This window comes from Pantoea sp. OVA07A (assembly GCF_019969975.1).
Classification (GTDB): Bacteria; Pseudomonadota; Gammaproteobacteria; order Enterobacterales; family Enterobacteriaceae; genus Pantoea; species Pantoea agglomerans.
In genome coordinates, this window is sequence record NZ_JAHXYM010000007.1 from 204,878 (window position 1) to 218,098 (window position 13,221).

Annotated in this window: 14 protein-coding genes; 12 read left to right on the plus strand and 2 right to left on the minus strand. The window is 57.3% G+C overall.

What is annotated here, in order from left to right; all coding sequences use genetic code 11:
• Positions 1-144: 144 nt before the first annotated feature.
• The 9 genes from LC417_RS19940 to LC417_RS19975 all read left to right on the plus strand — a co-directional run bounded on the left by LC417_RS19940 (position 145) and on the right by LC417_RS19975 (position 8,235).
• Positions 145-345: a lipoprotein gene (locus LC417_RS19940; RefSeq protein WP_010257328.1), complete on the plus strand. Its 201-nt coding sequence runs from the start codon at positions 145-147 to the stop codon at positions 343-345.
• Positions 346-373: 28 nt separating this feature from the next.
• Positions 374-1,198 (plus strand): diaminopimelate epimerase, encoded by an 825-nt coding sequence (gene dapF / locus LC417_RS19945; protein WP_192033975.1) that lies wholly within the window; start codon positions 374-376, stop codon positions 1,196-1,198.
• The gene (locus LC417_RS19950) at positions 1,195-1,899 is read left to right on the plus strand and encodes a DUF484 domain-containing protein (RefSeq protein ID WP_010257324.1); all 705 of its coding nucleotides are present in this window, start codon (positions 1,195-1,197) and stop codon (positions 1,897-1,899) included. Before dapF ends, LC417_RS19950 begins: the two co-directional genes overlap by 4 nt.
• The gene (xerC, locus tag LC417_RS19955) at positions 1,896-2,801 is read left to right on the plus strand and encodes a tyrosine recombinase XerC (RefSeq protein ID WP_050680557.1); all 906 of its coding nucleotides are present in this window, start codon (positions 1,896-1,898) and stop codon (positions 2,799-2,801) included. Before LC417_RS19950 ends, xerC begins: the two co-directional genes overlap by 4 nt.
• Entirely contained in the window at positions 2,798-3,514 is a 717-nt protein-coding gene (gene yigB / locus LC417_RS19960; RefSeq protein WP_022624864.1) for a 5-amino-6-(5-phospho-D-ribitylamino)uracil phosphatase YigB, read from the plus strand. The genes xerC and yigB overlap by 4 nt, the downstream gene beginning before the upstream one ends.
• 154 nt (positions 3,515-3,668) lie before the next feature.
• Positions 3,669-5,831: a DNA helicase II gene (gene uvrD, locus LC417_RS19965; protein WP_010257313.1), complete on the plus strand. Its 2,163-nt coding sequence runs from the start codon at positions 3,669-3,671 to the stop codon at positions 5,829-5,831.
• A 67-nt stretch (positions 5,832-5,898) separates the two neighbouring features.
• The gene (gene ysgD, locus LC417_RS22620; protein ID WP_353748370.1) at positions 5,899-5,955 is read left to right on the plus strand and encodes a YsgD/CorL family protein; all 57 of its coding nucleotides are present in this window, start codon (positions 5,899-5,901) and stop codon (positions 5,953-5,955) included.
• A 176-nt stretch (positions 5,956-6,131) separates the two neighbouring features.
• Entirely contained in the window at positions 6,132-7,085 is a 954-nt protein-coding gene (corA, locus tag LC417_RS19970; protein WP_223566272.1) for a magnesium/cobalt transporter CorA, read from the plus strand.
• Between the two features lie 97 nt (positions 7,086-7,182).
• Complete coding sequence (locus tag LC417_RS19975; protein WP_223566273.1) at positions 7,183-8,235, plus strand: AbrB family transcriptional regulator; 1,053 nt, start codon at positions 7,183-7,185, stop codon at positions 8,233-8,235.
• Here LC417_RS19975 and rarD read toward each other — a convergent pair.
• Entirely contained in the window at positions 8,206-9,105 is a 900-nt protein-coding gene (gene rarD / locus LC417_RS19980; protein WP_010257306.1) for an EamA family transporter RarD, read from the minus strand. The two genes, LC417_RS19975 and rarD, sit on opposite strands and share 30 nt — an antisense overlap.
• A 23-nt stretch (positions 9,106-9,128) precedes the next feature.
• Positions 9,129-9,599 carry a thioesterase family protein gene (locus tag LC417_RS19985; RefSeq protein WP_010257304.1) on the minus strand — a complete coding sequence of 157 codons (471 nt, stop codon included), beginning with the start codon at positions 9,597-9,599 and terminating at the stop codon, positions 9,129-9,131.
• 194 nt (positions 9,600-9,793) lie between these two features.
• Between LC417_RS19985 and pldA the strand changes: the two genes are divergently transcribed.
• From pldA to rhtC, 3 genes are read left to right on the plus strand one after another with little or no spacing between them, the layout of a single operon-like run.
• Complete coding sequence (gene pldA / locus LC417_RS19990; RefSeq protein ID WP_010257301.1) at positions 9,794-10,672, plus strand: phospholipase A; 879 nt, start codon at positions 9,794-9,796, stop codon at positions 10,670-10,672.
• Positions 10,673-10,696: 24 nt separating this feature from the next.
• On the plus strand, positions 10,697-12,526 hold the full coding sequence (recQ, locus tag LC417_RS19995; RefSeq protein ID WP_010257299.1) for an ATP-dependent DNA helicase RecQ: 1,830 nt from the start codon (positions 10,697-10,699) through the stop codon (positions 12,524-12,526).
• 12 nt (positions 12,527-12,538) lie between these two features.
• Positions 12,539-13,162: a threonine export protein RhtC gene (gene rhtC / locus LC417_RS20000; protein WP_010257296.1), complete on the plus strand. Its 624-nt coding sequence runs from the start codon at positions 12,539-12,541 to the stop codon at positions 13,160-13,162.
• The last annotated feature ends 59 nt before the right edge of the window (positions 13,163-13,221 follow it).

Consider the following 13,221-nt stretch of genomic DNA (forward strand, 5'->3'; position numbering starts at 1 on the left):
TGACGGGCTGCCTGCGCTCTGCAGGTGGCCGCTATCTTCCCGGCTTGTCACCCGCTTCACGCTATTTGCGGGCATTTCCTGTTGCTTTTCCACCTTCAACTGCGATGATAAGCATCCAGGTAAAGGACATGAAGAGCATAAAGAATGAAGAAAGTAATAAGCCTGTTGGCCATGACACTGGCAGTAATCAGCCTTGCAGGTTGTGGTCTGAAAGGACCGCTCTACTTCCCGCCGAAGGATCAGCCGAAGAAACAACAAGCCCCAACCGACCGCCAGAAAGCGGATGCCTCTAAAGCCGATGTCGGCGGGCTGGTTACCGGCAATTCAGGCGTAAAAGCGAACTAATCTGATGGCTTATCCGGCGGAGCAAAAAATGCAGTTCTCCAAAATGCACGGTCTCGGCAACGATTTTATGGTTGTGGATGCGGTGACACAAAACGTCTTCTTTTCGCCGGAATTGATCCGCCGGCTGGCCGATCGTCATCTGGGGATCGGTTTTGATCAACTGCTGATTGTTGAACCGCCTTACGATCCCGATCTCGATTTCCACTATCGCATTTTCAACGCTGACGGCAGTGAAGTCGCACAGTGCGGCAACGGTGCGCGCTGCTTTGCCCGCTTTGTTCAGCTGAAAGGGCTGACCAACAAAAGTGACATCCGGGTCAGTACGCAGAATGGCCGCATGGTGTTGACCGTCACGCCTGACGACCAGGTGCGCGTGAACATGGGCGAGCCAAACTTTGAGCCTCAGCAGGTGCCGTTCCGTGCCAACAAAGCCGAAAATCTCTATCTGCTGCGCGTGGCCGAACAGACGGTGATGCTGGGTGCGGTGTCGATGGGCAACCCGCACTGCGTTATCCAGGTCGAAAGTGTCAAAACCGCGCAGGTTGAACTGCTGGGTCCGATTCTGGAGAGTCATGAACGCTTCCCGGATCGCGTCAATGTCGGTTTTATGGAGATCATCAATCCCGAACATATCCGCCTGCGCGTCTACGAACGCGGAGCGGGTGAAACGCAGGCGTGCGGCAGCGGCGCCTGTGCTGCCGTTGCATGTGGCATTCAGCAGGGCATTCTGGCAGGCAAAGTGCGTGTCGACCTGCCTGGCGGAACGCTGCACATCACCTGGAAAGGCGCCGGTCAGCCGCTCTATATGACCGGGCCTGCGACACACGTCTACGATGGGTTTATTCATCTATGAAAAATATCGAAGAGCAGGCTGACAGTTCGGTTCTGCTGGACGATCAGGCCGTCAGTGATTATCTGCGGCAGAATCCCGATTTCTTTATCCGCAATGCCCGTGCAGTTGAACAGATGGCCGTGCCGCATCCGGTGCGTGGCAGCGTCTCTCTGGTCGAATGGCATATGGCGCGGCAACGCAACCATATTCAGCGGCTGGAAGAAGAGATCACACTGCTGATGGAGCAGGCCAGCGCTAACCACGAACTGTTTGACCGTCTGCTGTCGCTGGAGAGCCATCTGGCCGCGGCTGACTCGCTGCAGGATATGCTCAACCGTCTGCATCGCTGGGCGCGTGAGCTGGGCCTGGCGGGTGCCAATGTGCGGCTGTTCAGTGATAAATGGCTGCTGGGCGCGCCCTCCGATTTCTTTCAGCTGAGCCTCTCGCGTCAGGCGTTTGAACCGCTGCGTATTCAGCGCTTCGGTAACCAGCATCACTATCTTGGCAACATTAATGGGCCGGAACTGCTGCTGCTGTTGCCGCAGGCCAAAGCGATCGGGTCGGTTGCCATGTCGCTAATGGGTGAGGAGGGCGATCTCGGCGTGCTGGTGTTCAGCAGTCGTGACAGCCAGCACTATCAATCGGGCATGGGGACACTGCTGTTGCAGCATCTGTCGCAGATGATGCCTGATCTGCTCTCCCGCTGGGTTGAACGCGCATGAGCAGCGCGCTGCAGGAGGCCGTCGACGGATTTCTGCGCTACCTGAAAGTGGAGCGCCAGCTCAGTCCGTTAACCCAGAGCAGCTATGCGCGCCAGCTTGCCGCGCTGGTGGCGATTGCTGATGAGATGAAGCTGAGCAGCTGGGCGCAGCTGGAACCGGCGCAGGTGCGCAGCATGGCGGCGCGCAGCCGTCGCGCCGGACTGGCCGCCAGCAGCCTCGCGCTGCGGCTCTCCGCCCTGCGCAGTTTTCTCGACTGGCAGGTGAGCCAGGGTTTGCTTTCTGCCAACCCGGCCAAAGGGGTGATGACGCCGCGTAAAGCACGCCATCTGCCTAAAAACATTGATGTTGATGAAGTAAATCAGCTGCTGGAGATCGACCTTAGCGATCCGCTGGCGGTGCGCGACCGGGCGATGCTGGAAGTGATGTATGGCGGCGGTTTGCGTCTCTCTGAACTGGTGAATATGGATTGTCGCCACGTCGATCTCGATTCAGGCGAAGTGTGGGTAGTCGGTAAGGGCAGCAAAGAGCGCCGGATACCGATTGGTCGCACGGCAGTCACCTGGATCCAGCACTGGCTGCCGCTGCGTGAAACCTTTGGCGGCCAGGATGATGCGCTGTTTCTTTCCACGCGCGGCAACCGCATCTCGCCACGCAACGTGCAGAAACGCTTTGCCGAATGGGGCATCCGACAGGGCGTGGCCAGCCATATCCATCCGCATAAGCTACGACACTCTTTTGCCACGCATCTGCTGGAATCCAGCGGTGACCTGCGCGCCGTGCAGGAGTTGCTGGGTCATGCAAACCTGTCGACGACCCAGATCTACACCCATCTCGACTTCCAGCATCTGGCTTCGGTGTATGACGCTGCGCATCCCCGCGCCAAACGAGGAAAGAACGAATGAAGTTTTATCGTCCGCTGTCGGCCATAAAAGCCATGACCTTCGACCTTGATGACACACTCTACGATAACTACCCGGTCATCCGTCGTACCACGCTGGAGTCCCATGCCGCGTTGCAGGCTTTTCATCCGGCGCTGCGTGACTTCACGCCGCAGGATTATCAGCAGTTGCGCGATGAGCTGCTGCAGCGCGAACCTGATATCTATCATGATGTTTCGGAGTGGCGACGCCGTTCGGTTGAGCTGGCGATGCTGAATATCGGCCTCTCTGCTGCTGAAGCCACCGCGGGCGCGGCAGAAGTGATGGCGGTCTTCCATCAGTGGCGGAGTCAGGTCGAGATGCCGGATGAGACGCACCAGACGCTGAAAGCCCTGGCGGAGAAAATCCCGCTGGTGGCGGTCACCAACGGCAACGCCTGCCCGGAAAAAATGGGCATTGCAGAATACTTCCGCTTCACGCTGCGGGCCGGGCCAGACGGGCGCGCCAAGCCGTGGCAGGATATGTATCAGCTTGCCGCGCAACGCCTTGATATCGCGCCACACCATATTCTGCACGTGGGTGATGACCTGACCACCGACGTGGCGGGCTCACTGCGCTGCGGGCTGCAGGCCTGCTGGATTAACCTGCGGCAGGGCAACCTGATGCATATCCCGGATGCGCGCCTGTTGCCGCATGTCGAAATTTCGCGGTTGGCATCACTCACCTCACTGCTATAATGGCTGTAAATTTATCCAGTCGTCTCCACTTTTTGTTTTGCCGCCGTCCCTTATCCGGCACCTGTATCGCCGCCTGACTGGCAGCGATAATGCCTTGCGGCAGGCGGAATAATCAGTGTGACGATGGCGTTTTTTTCTTTGGTAATCGGTGCTTATGGACGTTTCTGAACTGCTCGATGGTTTGAATGACAATCAGCGCGCTGCCGTTGCGGCACCGCGCAGTAACCTGCTGGTGCTGGCAGGCGCGGGCAGTGGTAAAACGCGGGTGCTGGTGCATCGCATTGCCTGGCTGATGTCGGTGGAGAACTGCTCACCCTATTCGATTATGGCGGTGACCTTTACCAACAAAGCGGCAGCGGAGATGCGTCACCGTATCGAGCATCTGATCGGCACCAGTCAGGGCGGAATGTGGATCGGAACCTTCCACGGTCTGGCGCACCGCTTACTGCGCGCCCACCATCTTGACGCCGGTCTGCCACAGGATTTTCAGATCCTCGACAGCGAAGATCAGCTACGTCTGCTCAAGCGCCTGATCAAATCAATGAACCTTGATGACAAACAGTGGCCTGCGCGTCAGGGCATGTGGTACATCAATGGTAAAAAAGATGAAGGCCTGCGACCAAAGCATATCGAAAGCTACGGCAATCCGATTGAGCAGACCTGGCTGCGCATCTATCAGGCCTATCAGGAAGCCTGTGATCGCGCCGGTTTAGTCGACTTTGCCGAGCTGTTGCTGCGCGCCCATGAGTTATGGCTCAACAAGCCACACATTCTTAATCACTACCGCGAACGCTTTACCAACGTGCTGGTGGATGAGTTCCAGGATACCAACAACATTCAGTATGCCTGGATTCGGATGCTGGCGGGCGACAGTGGCCGGGTGATCATCGTGGGCGATGATGACCAGTCGATCTACGGCTGGCGCGGCGCACAGGTCGAGAATATTCAGCGCTTTCTGCAGGATTTCCCCGGCGCGGAAACGATCCGTCTGGAGCAGAACTACCGCTCAACCAATAACATCCTGAAAGCCGCCAACGCCCTGATCGCTAACAACAATGGTCGCCTGGGTAAAGAGCTGTGGACCGAAGGCAGCGATGGCGAACCGATCTCGATCTACTGCGCCTTTAATGAGCTGGATGAAGCACGCTTCGTGGTCAACCGCATCAAAGTCTGGATGGAGAACGGCGGCGCGCTCAACGACTGCGCCATTCTCTATCGCAGCAACGCCCAGTCGCGTGTGCTGGAAGAGGCGCTGCTGCAAAGCAGCATGCCGTACCGTATTTATGGCGGCATGCGCTTCTTCGAACGTCAGGAGATCAAAGATGCGCTCTCCTATCTGCGTCTGATGGCGAACCGCAATGACGACGCGGCATTTGAACGCGTGGTGAATACCCCGACGCGCGGCGTGGGCGATCGCACGCTCGACGTGGTGCGTCAGACGGCCCGTGAACGTCAGATGACGCTGTGGCAGGCAACGCGTGAACTGCTGCAAAGCCGTGCGCTGGCTGGCCGGGCCGCGTCTGCGCTGCAACGCTTCTGTGAACTGGTTGATTCACTGGCAACCGAAACCGCCGAGTTACCGCTGCATGTTCAGACCGACCGGGTCATCAAAGACTCTGGCCTGTGGCTGATGTATGAGCAGGAAAAAGGTGAGAAGGGCCAGGCGCGTATCGAAAACCTTGAGGAGCTGGTGACCGCTACGCGGCAGTTCAGCTATCAGGATGAAGATGAAGATCTGATGCCACTGCAGGCCTTTTTATCCCACGCCGCGCTGGAAGCGGGCGAAGGCCAGGCAGACAAATGGCAGGATGCGGTTCAGCTGATGACGCTCCACTCGGCAAAAGGGCTGGAGTTCAGCCAGGTGTTTATCGTCGGCATGGAAGAGGGCATGTTCCCGAGCCAGATGTCACTGGATGAAGGTGGCCGGCTGGAGGAGGAACGTCGTCTGGCTTATGTCGGCGTGACCCGTGCGATGCTCAAGCTGACGCTGACCTACGCCGAGACCCGCCGACTCTATGGTAAGGAAGTGTATCACCGGCCGTCCCGTTTTATCGGCGAACTGCCCGAAGCGTGCATAGAAGAAGTGCGTCTGCGCGCCAGCGTCAGCCGTCCGGTAAACCATCAGCGGATGGGGGCCCCGGTGACCAAAAATGACAGTGGATTCGCGCTGGGTCAGCGTGTTCATCACGCAAAATTTGGCGAAGGCACCATCATTAATCTGGAAGGCAGCGGCGAGCATAGCCGTCTTCAGGTGGCGTTTCAGGGGCAGGGAATCAAGTGGCTGGTGGCGGCTTACGCGAAGCTTGAAACGCTTTAGCGTGCGGTTGACGGCTTTTTCGTCTCAGCGTAACATGCGCCCACTATTATCATGAGAGGACAATGCCTTGGACACGCCCAGTCGATGCTGGCTCAATGACCTGGATTCCAGGAATAACATCTAAGGCTACCTCTTTACGCGGGTAGCCTTAGCGGTTATCAGCGACCTCCCTTTATGATTCCGTCGCGAGTCAGCACTGATTTATCTCTGAAACTCTGTTTCCGTGTTCAGGCTGCCCGTTCCATGTTGAGGAACGGCGGACTGCCTTGTCCCATTTAGTCTGCAATGGGGAGTATTGCTATGCTGAGCGCATTTAAACTGGATCACAGCCGCCTGACGCGACTGGAGCTGGAAGACGAAAACGACAAACTGACGACCTCTGTCTGGGTCGATCTAATCGAGCCGGAAGAGGGCGAACGTGATCGCGTGCAATTTGAGCTAGGCCAGAGTCTGGCAACACGGCCTGAGCTGGAGGATATCGAGGCCTCGGCACGCTTCTTCGAAGATGAAGATGGTCTGCATATCCACTCCTTCTTCTTCTATGAAGATGCTGACGATCACGCCGGTAACTCCACCGTGGCGTTCACCATCCGTGAAGGCCGTCTCTACACGCTGCGCGAACGTGAGCTGCCTGCGTTCCGTCTCTATCGCATGCGCGCCCGTAATCAGACCCTGATCGACGGCAATGCCTTTGAGCTGCTGCTCGACCTGTTTGAAACCAAAATCGAGCAGCTGGCGGACGAAATCGAGAACATCTACAGCGCACTGGAGAAACTCAGCCGGGTGATCATGGAAGGTCAGCAGGGCGAAGAGTACGATCAGGCGCTGTCGCGATTAGCGGAACTGGAAGATATCGGCTGGAAGGTGCGTCTCTGTCTGATGGATACCCAGCGCGCCCTGAACTTCCTGGTACGCAAAGCACGTTTGCCGGGCAATCAGCTGGAGCAGGCGCGTGAAATTCTGCGCGATATCGAATCGCTGCTGCCACATAACGAATCACTGTTCCAGAAGGTCAACTTCCTGATGCAGGCGGCGATGGGTTTCATCAACATCGAGCAGAACCGCATCATCAAGATCTTCTCGGTGGTCTCCGTGGTGTTTCTGCCGCCGACGCTGGTGGCCTCCAGCTATGGGATGAACTTTGAGTTTATGCCGGAACTGAAGTGGAGCTTTGGTTATCCGGCCGCGATCGGCCTGATGATTCTGGCCGGACTGGCGCCTTATCTCTATTTCAAGCGTAAAAACTGGCTTTAAAATAAGAACGGGCCATCTGAGATGGCCCGTTCTGCTGGCTCCTGTCTCCATTTCTGCGTAATCTTACCCTCCTGTTTTTACAAATTATTAACTTCTTATGGACGCTTTTTCGTTGCGCGCGCAGTGGACGCTGCTGCTGCTGATCTCGGTATTGCTTGGCGCGGTGCTGCACTATTTTCATGTGCCCGCTGCGCTGTTACTGGGACCGATGATTGTGGGTGTAGTGATGGGGCTGTCGGGTGCCACGCTGCGAATTGATAAACGGCTGTTCCTGCTCGCTCAGGCCGTACTGGGCTGCATGATTGCGCAGAGTCTGTCGCCTTCGATTCTGGCACCGCTGATTCAGGACTGGCCGATCGTGCTGACGGTGCTGCTGCTGACGCTGGCGGCCAGCGGCCTGTCAGGTTTTCTGCTGGTGCGCTTCAGTCATCTGCCTGGCCCGACCGGCGCATGGGGATCGTCGCCGGGCGGTGCATCGGCCATGGTGGCGATGGCGGGTGACTTTGGCGCTGACGTGCGGCTGGTCGCATTTATGCAGTATCTGCGGGTGCTGTTTGTCGCCTCGGCGGCCGCGCTGGTGGCGCGCATCGGACTGGGCGTTGAGGCGCACAGCGTCTCGCTGCTCTGGTTTCCACCGCTGAATCATGGCTTTGTTATCACCCTGGTGGTGATGCTGACGGGCGCGTGGCTGGGCACCCGACTGCGCATTCCTTCTGGCGCGCTGCTGCTGCCTGCGCTGGCGGGCGCAGCACTGCACAGTAGCGACATCGCGGTGTTACAGGTGCCGGAATGGCTGCTGGCCGTGGCCTATGCACTGATTGGCTGGAGCGTGGGATTACGTTTCACCCGCCCGATTTTTCTGCTGGCACTGCGCACGCTGCCGCAGATGCTGGCCTCGATCTTCGGGCTGATGCTGTTGTGTGGCGGGCTGGCGTGGATGCTGACGCGAATGCTGGATATCGATCTGATGACGGCCTATCTCGCCACCAGTCCAGGCGGGCTGGACACGGTGGCGATCATTGCGGCGGGAACCCAGGTCAACATGGCGTTTGTAATGGCGTTGCAGACGTTGCGTCTGTTTACCATCCTGCTGACCGGCCCGGCTTTAGCGCGCTTTATTTCACGCTATGCGCGAACGGGAACGGAATGAAAACGCCACCGCATCGCAGACAAATACCAGCAGCGCCAGCCAGATAAAGCCAAAAGTCACCATCTTGTCTGGCGTGATGGTCTCACCGTAAAACGCGACCGCCAGCACAAACATCAGCGTCGGGCCGAGATACTGAAAGAAGCCTACGGTGGAAAGTCGCAGACGGCTGCAGGCTGCCGCAAACAGCATCAGTGGAATGGTGGTTACAATGCCCGCCGCTATCAGCTTCAGGTTGAGACTCAGTGGGTTGGCGGATAAGTGGCTGGTGGCACTGTCGGCAAAGCCAAACAGGTAAATCGCCGCCAGCGGAAACAGCCACAGAGTTTCAATCAGCATGCCGCTCTGCGCATCGACCTGAATCTTTTTGCGCACCAGGCCATACAGGGCGAAGCTCAGCGCCAGACCCAGCGCGATAATCGGTAACGAGCCAAACTGCCACAGCTGCACCAGTACGCCGACGGTGGCCAGCAGCACGGCGAGCCACTGCAAGCGGCGAAACCGTTCGCGCAAAAACAGCATGCCGAACACCACGTTGATCAGCGGGTTAATAAAGTAGCCCAGGCTGGCTTCCAGCATATGCTGATTGTTGACTGCCCAGATAAACAGCAGCCAGTTGCCGCCGATAGTCACGGCCGTCAGCGCCAGCAGCAGCACTTTTTTAGGCTGGCGCAACACGCTGCGAACGCCGGGCCAGCTGCGGCTCAGGGTAATCAGTAACAGCATAAACAGTGCAGACCAGATCACCCGGTGCGTCATGATTTCCGTGGCGGGAACCTGCTTTACCAGTTTGAAATAAGCGGGCGCAATGCCCCAGATAAAGTAAGCGCCCAGTGCAAAGCCAACGCCCTGGCGGGTTTGTTGCGTATCCATATGCGATCCATTCAATGGTGTGGTTAGCCGATAAGATAGGTGGCGGTAGCCGTGGCGATATAATCGCCCTGTTGATTGTGCAGTTCCACGCGCGCCACGGCGACTTTGTTACCGGCGCGCAGCAGGCTGCTGGTGGCGGTGAAGCGTTCGCCGCGTCCGGGACGCAGATAGTCGACGCGCATATCAATGGTGCCCATGCGTGACAGACGCTGGCGCAGATCCGCTTCGCTGATGCTTTCCTGACGGGTTAACGCATTACTGACGCAGACCATGCCCGCCGCCACATCCAGTACCGACGCGATAACGCCGCCGTGCAGAATCTGCTGCGCCTGGTTGCCCACCAGCATGGTTTTGTTATTGAAGCTGATCTCTGCGTAGTCTGCGTCAAGGCGCATCAGTTCCAGGCCCAGTGCCTGATTAAACGGCATGTGATAAACGAAAATTTCGCCGACCAGCTGGCGAGCGTCCTGCTGTGTCAGCACGGGTGATGACATGATGATGTGTCCTGAAAAAATCGGGCCAGAGGGGCGCGGAACATGAATGAGTTGTGTATTCTATGCCGCCTGCGAGGGTGTTTCCAGTTTAAGAAATCAGCACTCATGCTCACTGCCATTTGCGTGTAGAATGGCCTGCTTTTTACGACACCCTTTCAGTTACTTTGATACGCAGCTGCTCACCGGAGAATTTTATGCGTAAGCATCGCGCCTTGCTGGCGGCAATGTTGATATTTCCTGCGCTGGCGCAGGCGGATGAAGCCCATATTAAAGAGGTTCATGACGCGCCACAGGTTCAGGGCAGCATTATTGCTAACCTGCTGGAGAAGCATGACAACCCGTTTGTTCTCTATCCTTACGAGAACAACTATCTGCTTTATACCTATACCAGCGACCTCAATAAAGAGGCGATCTCCTCCTATAACTGGGGAGAGAATGCCCGCAAAGATGAAGTGAAATTCCAGCTCAGCCTGGCGTTTCCGCTGTGGCGCGGTATTCTGGGCGACAACTCGGTGCTGGCAGCCTCTTACACCCAGCGTTCCTGGTGGCAGCTGTCGAATAGCGCTGAGTCATCGCCATTCCGTGAGACCAACTATGAGCCGCAGATTTTCCTGGGCTGGGCGACCGACTATTCGCTGGCGGGCTGGACACTGCGTGATGTCGAAGTGGGTCTGAATCACCAATCCAATGGACGAAGCGATCCCACCTCGCGCAGCTGGAACCGCGTCTATGCGCGTCTGATGGCAGAGAATGGTAACTTCCTGGCGGAAATCAAACCCTGGTATCGCATCCCTGAAGGGGCGAACAGCGATGATAATCCTGATATCACCAAATATATGGGTTACTACCGCACCCGTCTGGGCTATAAGCTCGGCGACAATATCTTCAGCGTAGAGGGCAACTATAACTGGAACAGCGGTTATGGCGGCGCGACCCTGGGCTGGAGCTACCCTATCACTGAGCACGTTCGCTTCTATACTCAGGTGTTTAGCGGTTACGGTGAATCACTGATCGATTACAACCATCGCCAGACGCGTCTGGGTGTGGGTGTAACACTTAACGACTTGTTCTAATCCATAACGAAAGACAGGAATCGCGTGGCAACCTCGGCAGTTCTTAATCAGGAAGCGCTGGCGCAGCAGGTATTGCAGGATACCTTCGGCTACCAGCATTTTCGTCCCGGTCAGCAGACGATCATCAATGAGGCGCTGAGCGGGCGCGATTGTCTGGTGGTGATGCCCACCGGCGGTGGTAAATCGCTCTGTTATCAGATCCCTGCGCTGGTGCGCGAGGGGCTGACGCTGGTGGTGTCGCCGCTGATCTCGCTGATGAAAGATCAGGTCGATCAGCTGCTGGCAAACGGCGTGGCGGCGGCGTATCTCAACTCCACCATGACGCGCGATCAGCAGCAGACGGTGATGGCCGACTGCCGAACCGGTCGGGTTAAGCTGCTCTACATCGCCCCGGAACGCCTGATGATGGATAACTTCCTGGACAGTCTGGCGCACTGGCAACCGGCGATGCTGGCGGTGGATGAAGCGCACTGTATTTCCCAGTGGGGCCACGATTTCCGCCCGGAATATGGCGCCCTCGGCAAGATGCGTCAGCGCTTCCCGGAATTACCGGTAATGGCGCTGACCGCGACCGCAGATGAAACCACCCGCAACGACATCGTTAACCTGCTGCATATGCAGGATCCGCTGATCCAGATCAGCAGCTTTGACCGCCCCAATATTCGCTACACGCTGGTGGAGAAATTTAAACCCACCGATCAGCTACTGCGTTACGTTCAGGATCAGCGCGGCAAGTGCGGCATTATCTACTGCAACAGCCGGGCGAAGGTGGAAGACACCGCCGCGCGACTGCAAAGCCGGGGCTTCAGCGTTGGAGCCTACCACGCCGGTATCGACAGCGAGCAGCGTGGCCGGGTGCAGGAAGCGTTTCAGCGTGACGATCTGCAAATCGTGGTGGCGACGGTGGCCTTTGGCATGGGCATCAACAAGCCCAACGTCCGTTTTGTGGTCCACTTCGATATCCCGCGCAACATTGAGTCCTATTATCAGGAAACCGGGCGGGCCGGACGTGATGGTCTGCCTGCCGAAGCGATGATGCTTTACGACCCGGCCGATATGGCCTGGCTGCGTAAATGTCTGGAAGAGAAAGTGCCCGGACCGCTGCAGGATATTGAGCGTCACAAACTCAACGCCATGGGCGCGTTTGCTGAAGCGCAGACCTGCCGCCGTCTGGTGCTGCTGAACTATTTTGGCGAGGGCCGCCAGCAGCCGTGCGATAACTGCGATATCTGTCTTGACCCACCTAAACGTTATGACGGCCTGGTTGAAGCGCAAAAAGCCCTCTCCGGCATCTACCGCGTGGGTCAGCGTTTTGGTATGGGCTATATCGTTGAGGTGCTGCGCGGGTCCAACAATCAGCGTATCCGTGAGCAGGGTCATGACAAACTGCCGGTCTATGGACTGGGCAAAGATCAGAGCCACGAACATTGGGTGAGCGTGTTACGTCAGCTAATCCATCTGGGGCTGGTGACGCAGAACATCGCTATGCATTCGGCTCTGCAGCTCACCGAAGCGGCGCGGCCGGTGCTGCGTGGTGAAGTGCCACTGATGCTGGCGGTGCCGCGTTTAATCACCGCAAAAACAAAAAGCAGCAGTCCGGCGAAGTTTCACGGTGGCAACTACGATCGCAAACTGTTCGCCAAGCTGCGTAAGCTGCGAAAAGCGATCGCCGATGAAGAGAATATTCCGCCTTACGTGGTGTTCAATGACGCCACACTGATAGAGATGGCAGAACAGATGCCGGTCAGCGCGTCCGAGATGCTCAGCGTCAACGGCGTGGGTCACCGCAAACTGGAGCGCTTTGGCAAACCTTTCCTGGTGATGATCAAAGAGCATCTTGATGATGAAGAGTAAAGGACACTGATTATGCTGATGTTATTCGCCACTGTGGCGCTGGTGCATCTGGTGGCGCTGATGAGCCCCGGCCCCGATTTCTTTTTCGTGTCACAGACTGCCGCCAGCCGCTCGCGCAAAGAGGCGATGATGGGTGTACTGGGCATTACGCTGGGCATTGTGGTCTGGGCGGGTGTGGCGCTGATGGGGCTGCATCTGATTCTGGAAAAAATGGCCTGGCTGCATCAGATCATCATGGTCGGCGGTGGACTTTATCTGTTGTGGATGGGCTGGCAGCTGATGTGCTCGGCACGTCAGCGTCATAAACAGCCGCAGCAGGATGAGCCGGTGGTTGCGTTGCCGAAACGCGGCATGAGCTTTCTCAAAGGCCTGCTGACGAACCTGTCGAATCCTAAAGCCATTATCTACTTCGGCAGCGTCTTCTCGCTGTTTGTTGGCGACGATGTCGGTTCGGCGGAGCGCTGGGGTCTGTTCCTGCTGATTGTCGGTGAAACTTTTGCCTGGTTTACCCTGGTGGCGGCGATTTTTGCGCTGCCTTGGATCCGCGCTAAGTATCAGCGACTGGCGAAATGGGTCGATGGCATGGCCGGCGTACTGTTTGCCGGTTTTGGTATCCACCTGATTCTTTCGCGTTAATCTCCGTTTCAGCCCTTATGCCGGCGTGCGCGTTGCGCCTCCGGCAGAAACCTCCCTTG

Coding starts and splice junctions, on each gene's coding strand:
- rarD (WP_010257306.1), bottom strand. CDS start 9,105: ATGGATACGCAACAAACCCGCCAGGGCGTTGGCTTTGCACTGGGCGCT.
- xerC (WP_050680557.1), top strand. CDS start 1,896: ATGAGCAGCGCGCTGCAGGAGGCCGTCGACGGATTTCTGCGCTACCTG.
- LC417_RS19940 (WP_010257328.1), top strand. CDS start 145: ATGAAGAAAGTAATAAGCCTGTTGGCCATGACACTGGCAGTAATCAGC.
- rhtC (WP_010257296.1), top strand. CDS start 12,539: ATGCTGATGTTATTCGCCACTGTGGCGCTGGTGCATCTGGTGGCGCTG.
- LC417_RS19985 (WP_010257304.1), bottom strand. CDS start 9,599: ATGTCATCACCCGTGCTGACACAGCAGGACGCTCGCCAGCTGGTCGGC.
- uvrD (WP_010257313.1), top strand. CDS start 3,669: ATGGACGTTTCTGAACTGCTCGATGGTTTGAATGACAATCAGCGCGCT.
- dapF (WP_192033975.1), top strand. CDS start 374: ATGCAGTTCTCCAAAATGCACGGTCTCGGCAACGATTTTATGGTTGTG.
- pldA (WP_010257301.1), top strand. CDS start 9,794: ATGCGTAAGCATCGCGCCTTGCTGGCGGCAATGTTGATATTTCCTGCG.
- LC417_RS19950 (WP_010257324.1), top strand. CDS start 1,195: ATGAAAAATATCGAAGAGCAGGCTGACAGTTCGGTTCTGCTGGACGAT.
- yigB (WP_022624864.1), top strand. CDS start 2,798: ATGAAGTTTTATCGTCCGCTGTCGGCCATAAAAGCCATGACCTTCGAC.
- LC417_RS19975 (WP_223566273.1), top strand. CDS start 7,183: ATGGACGCTTTTTCGTTGCGCGCGCAGTGGACGCTGCTGCTGCTGATC.
- corA (WP_223566272.1), top strand. CDS start 6,132: ATGCTGAGCGCATTTAAACTGGATCACAGCCGCCTGACGCGACTGGAG.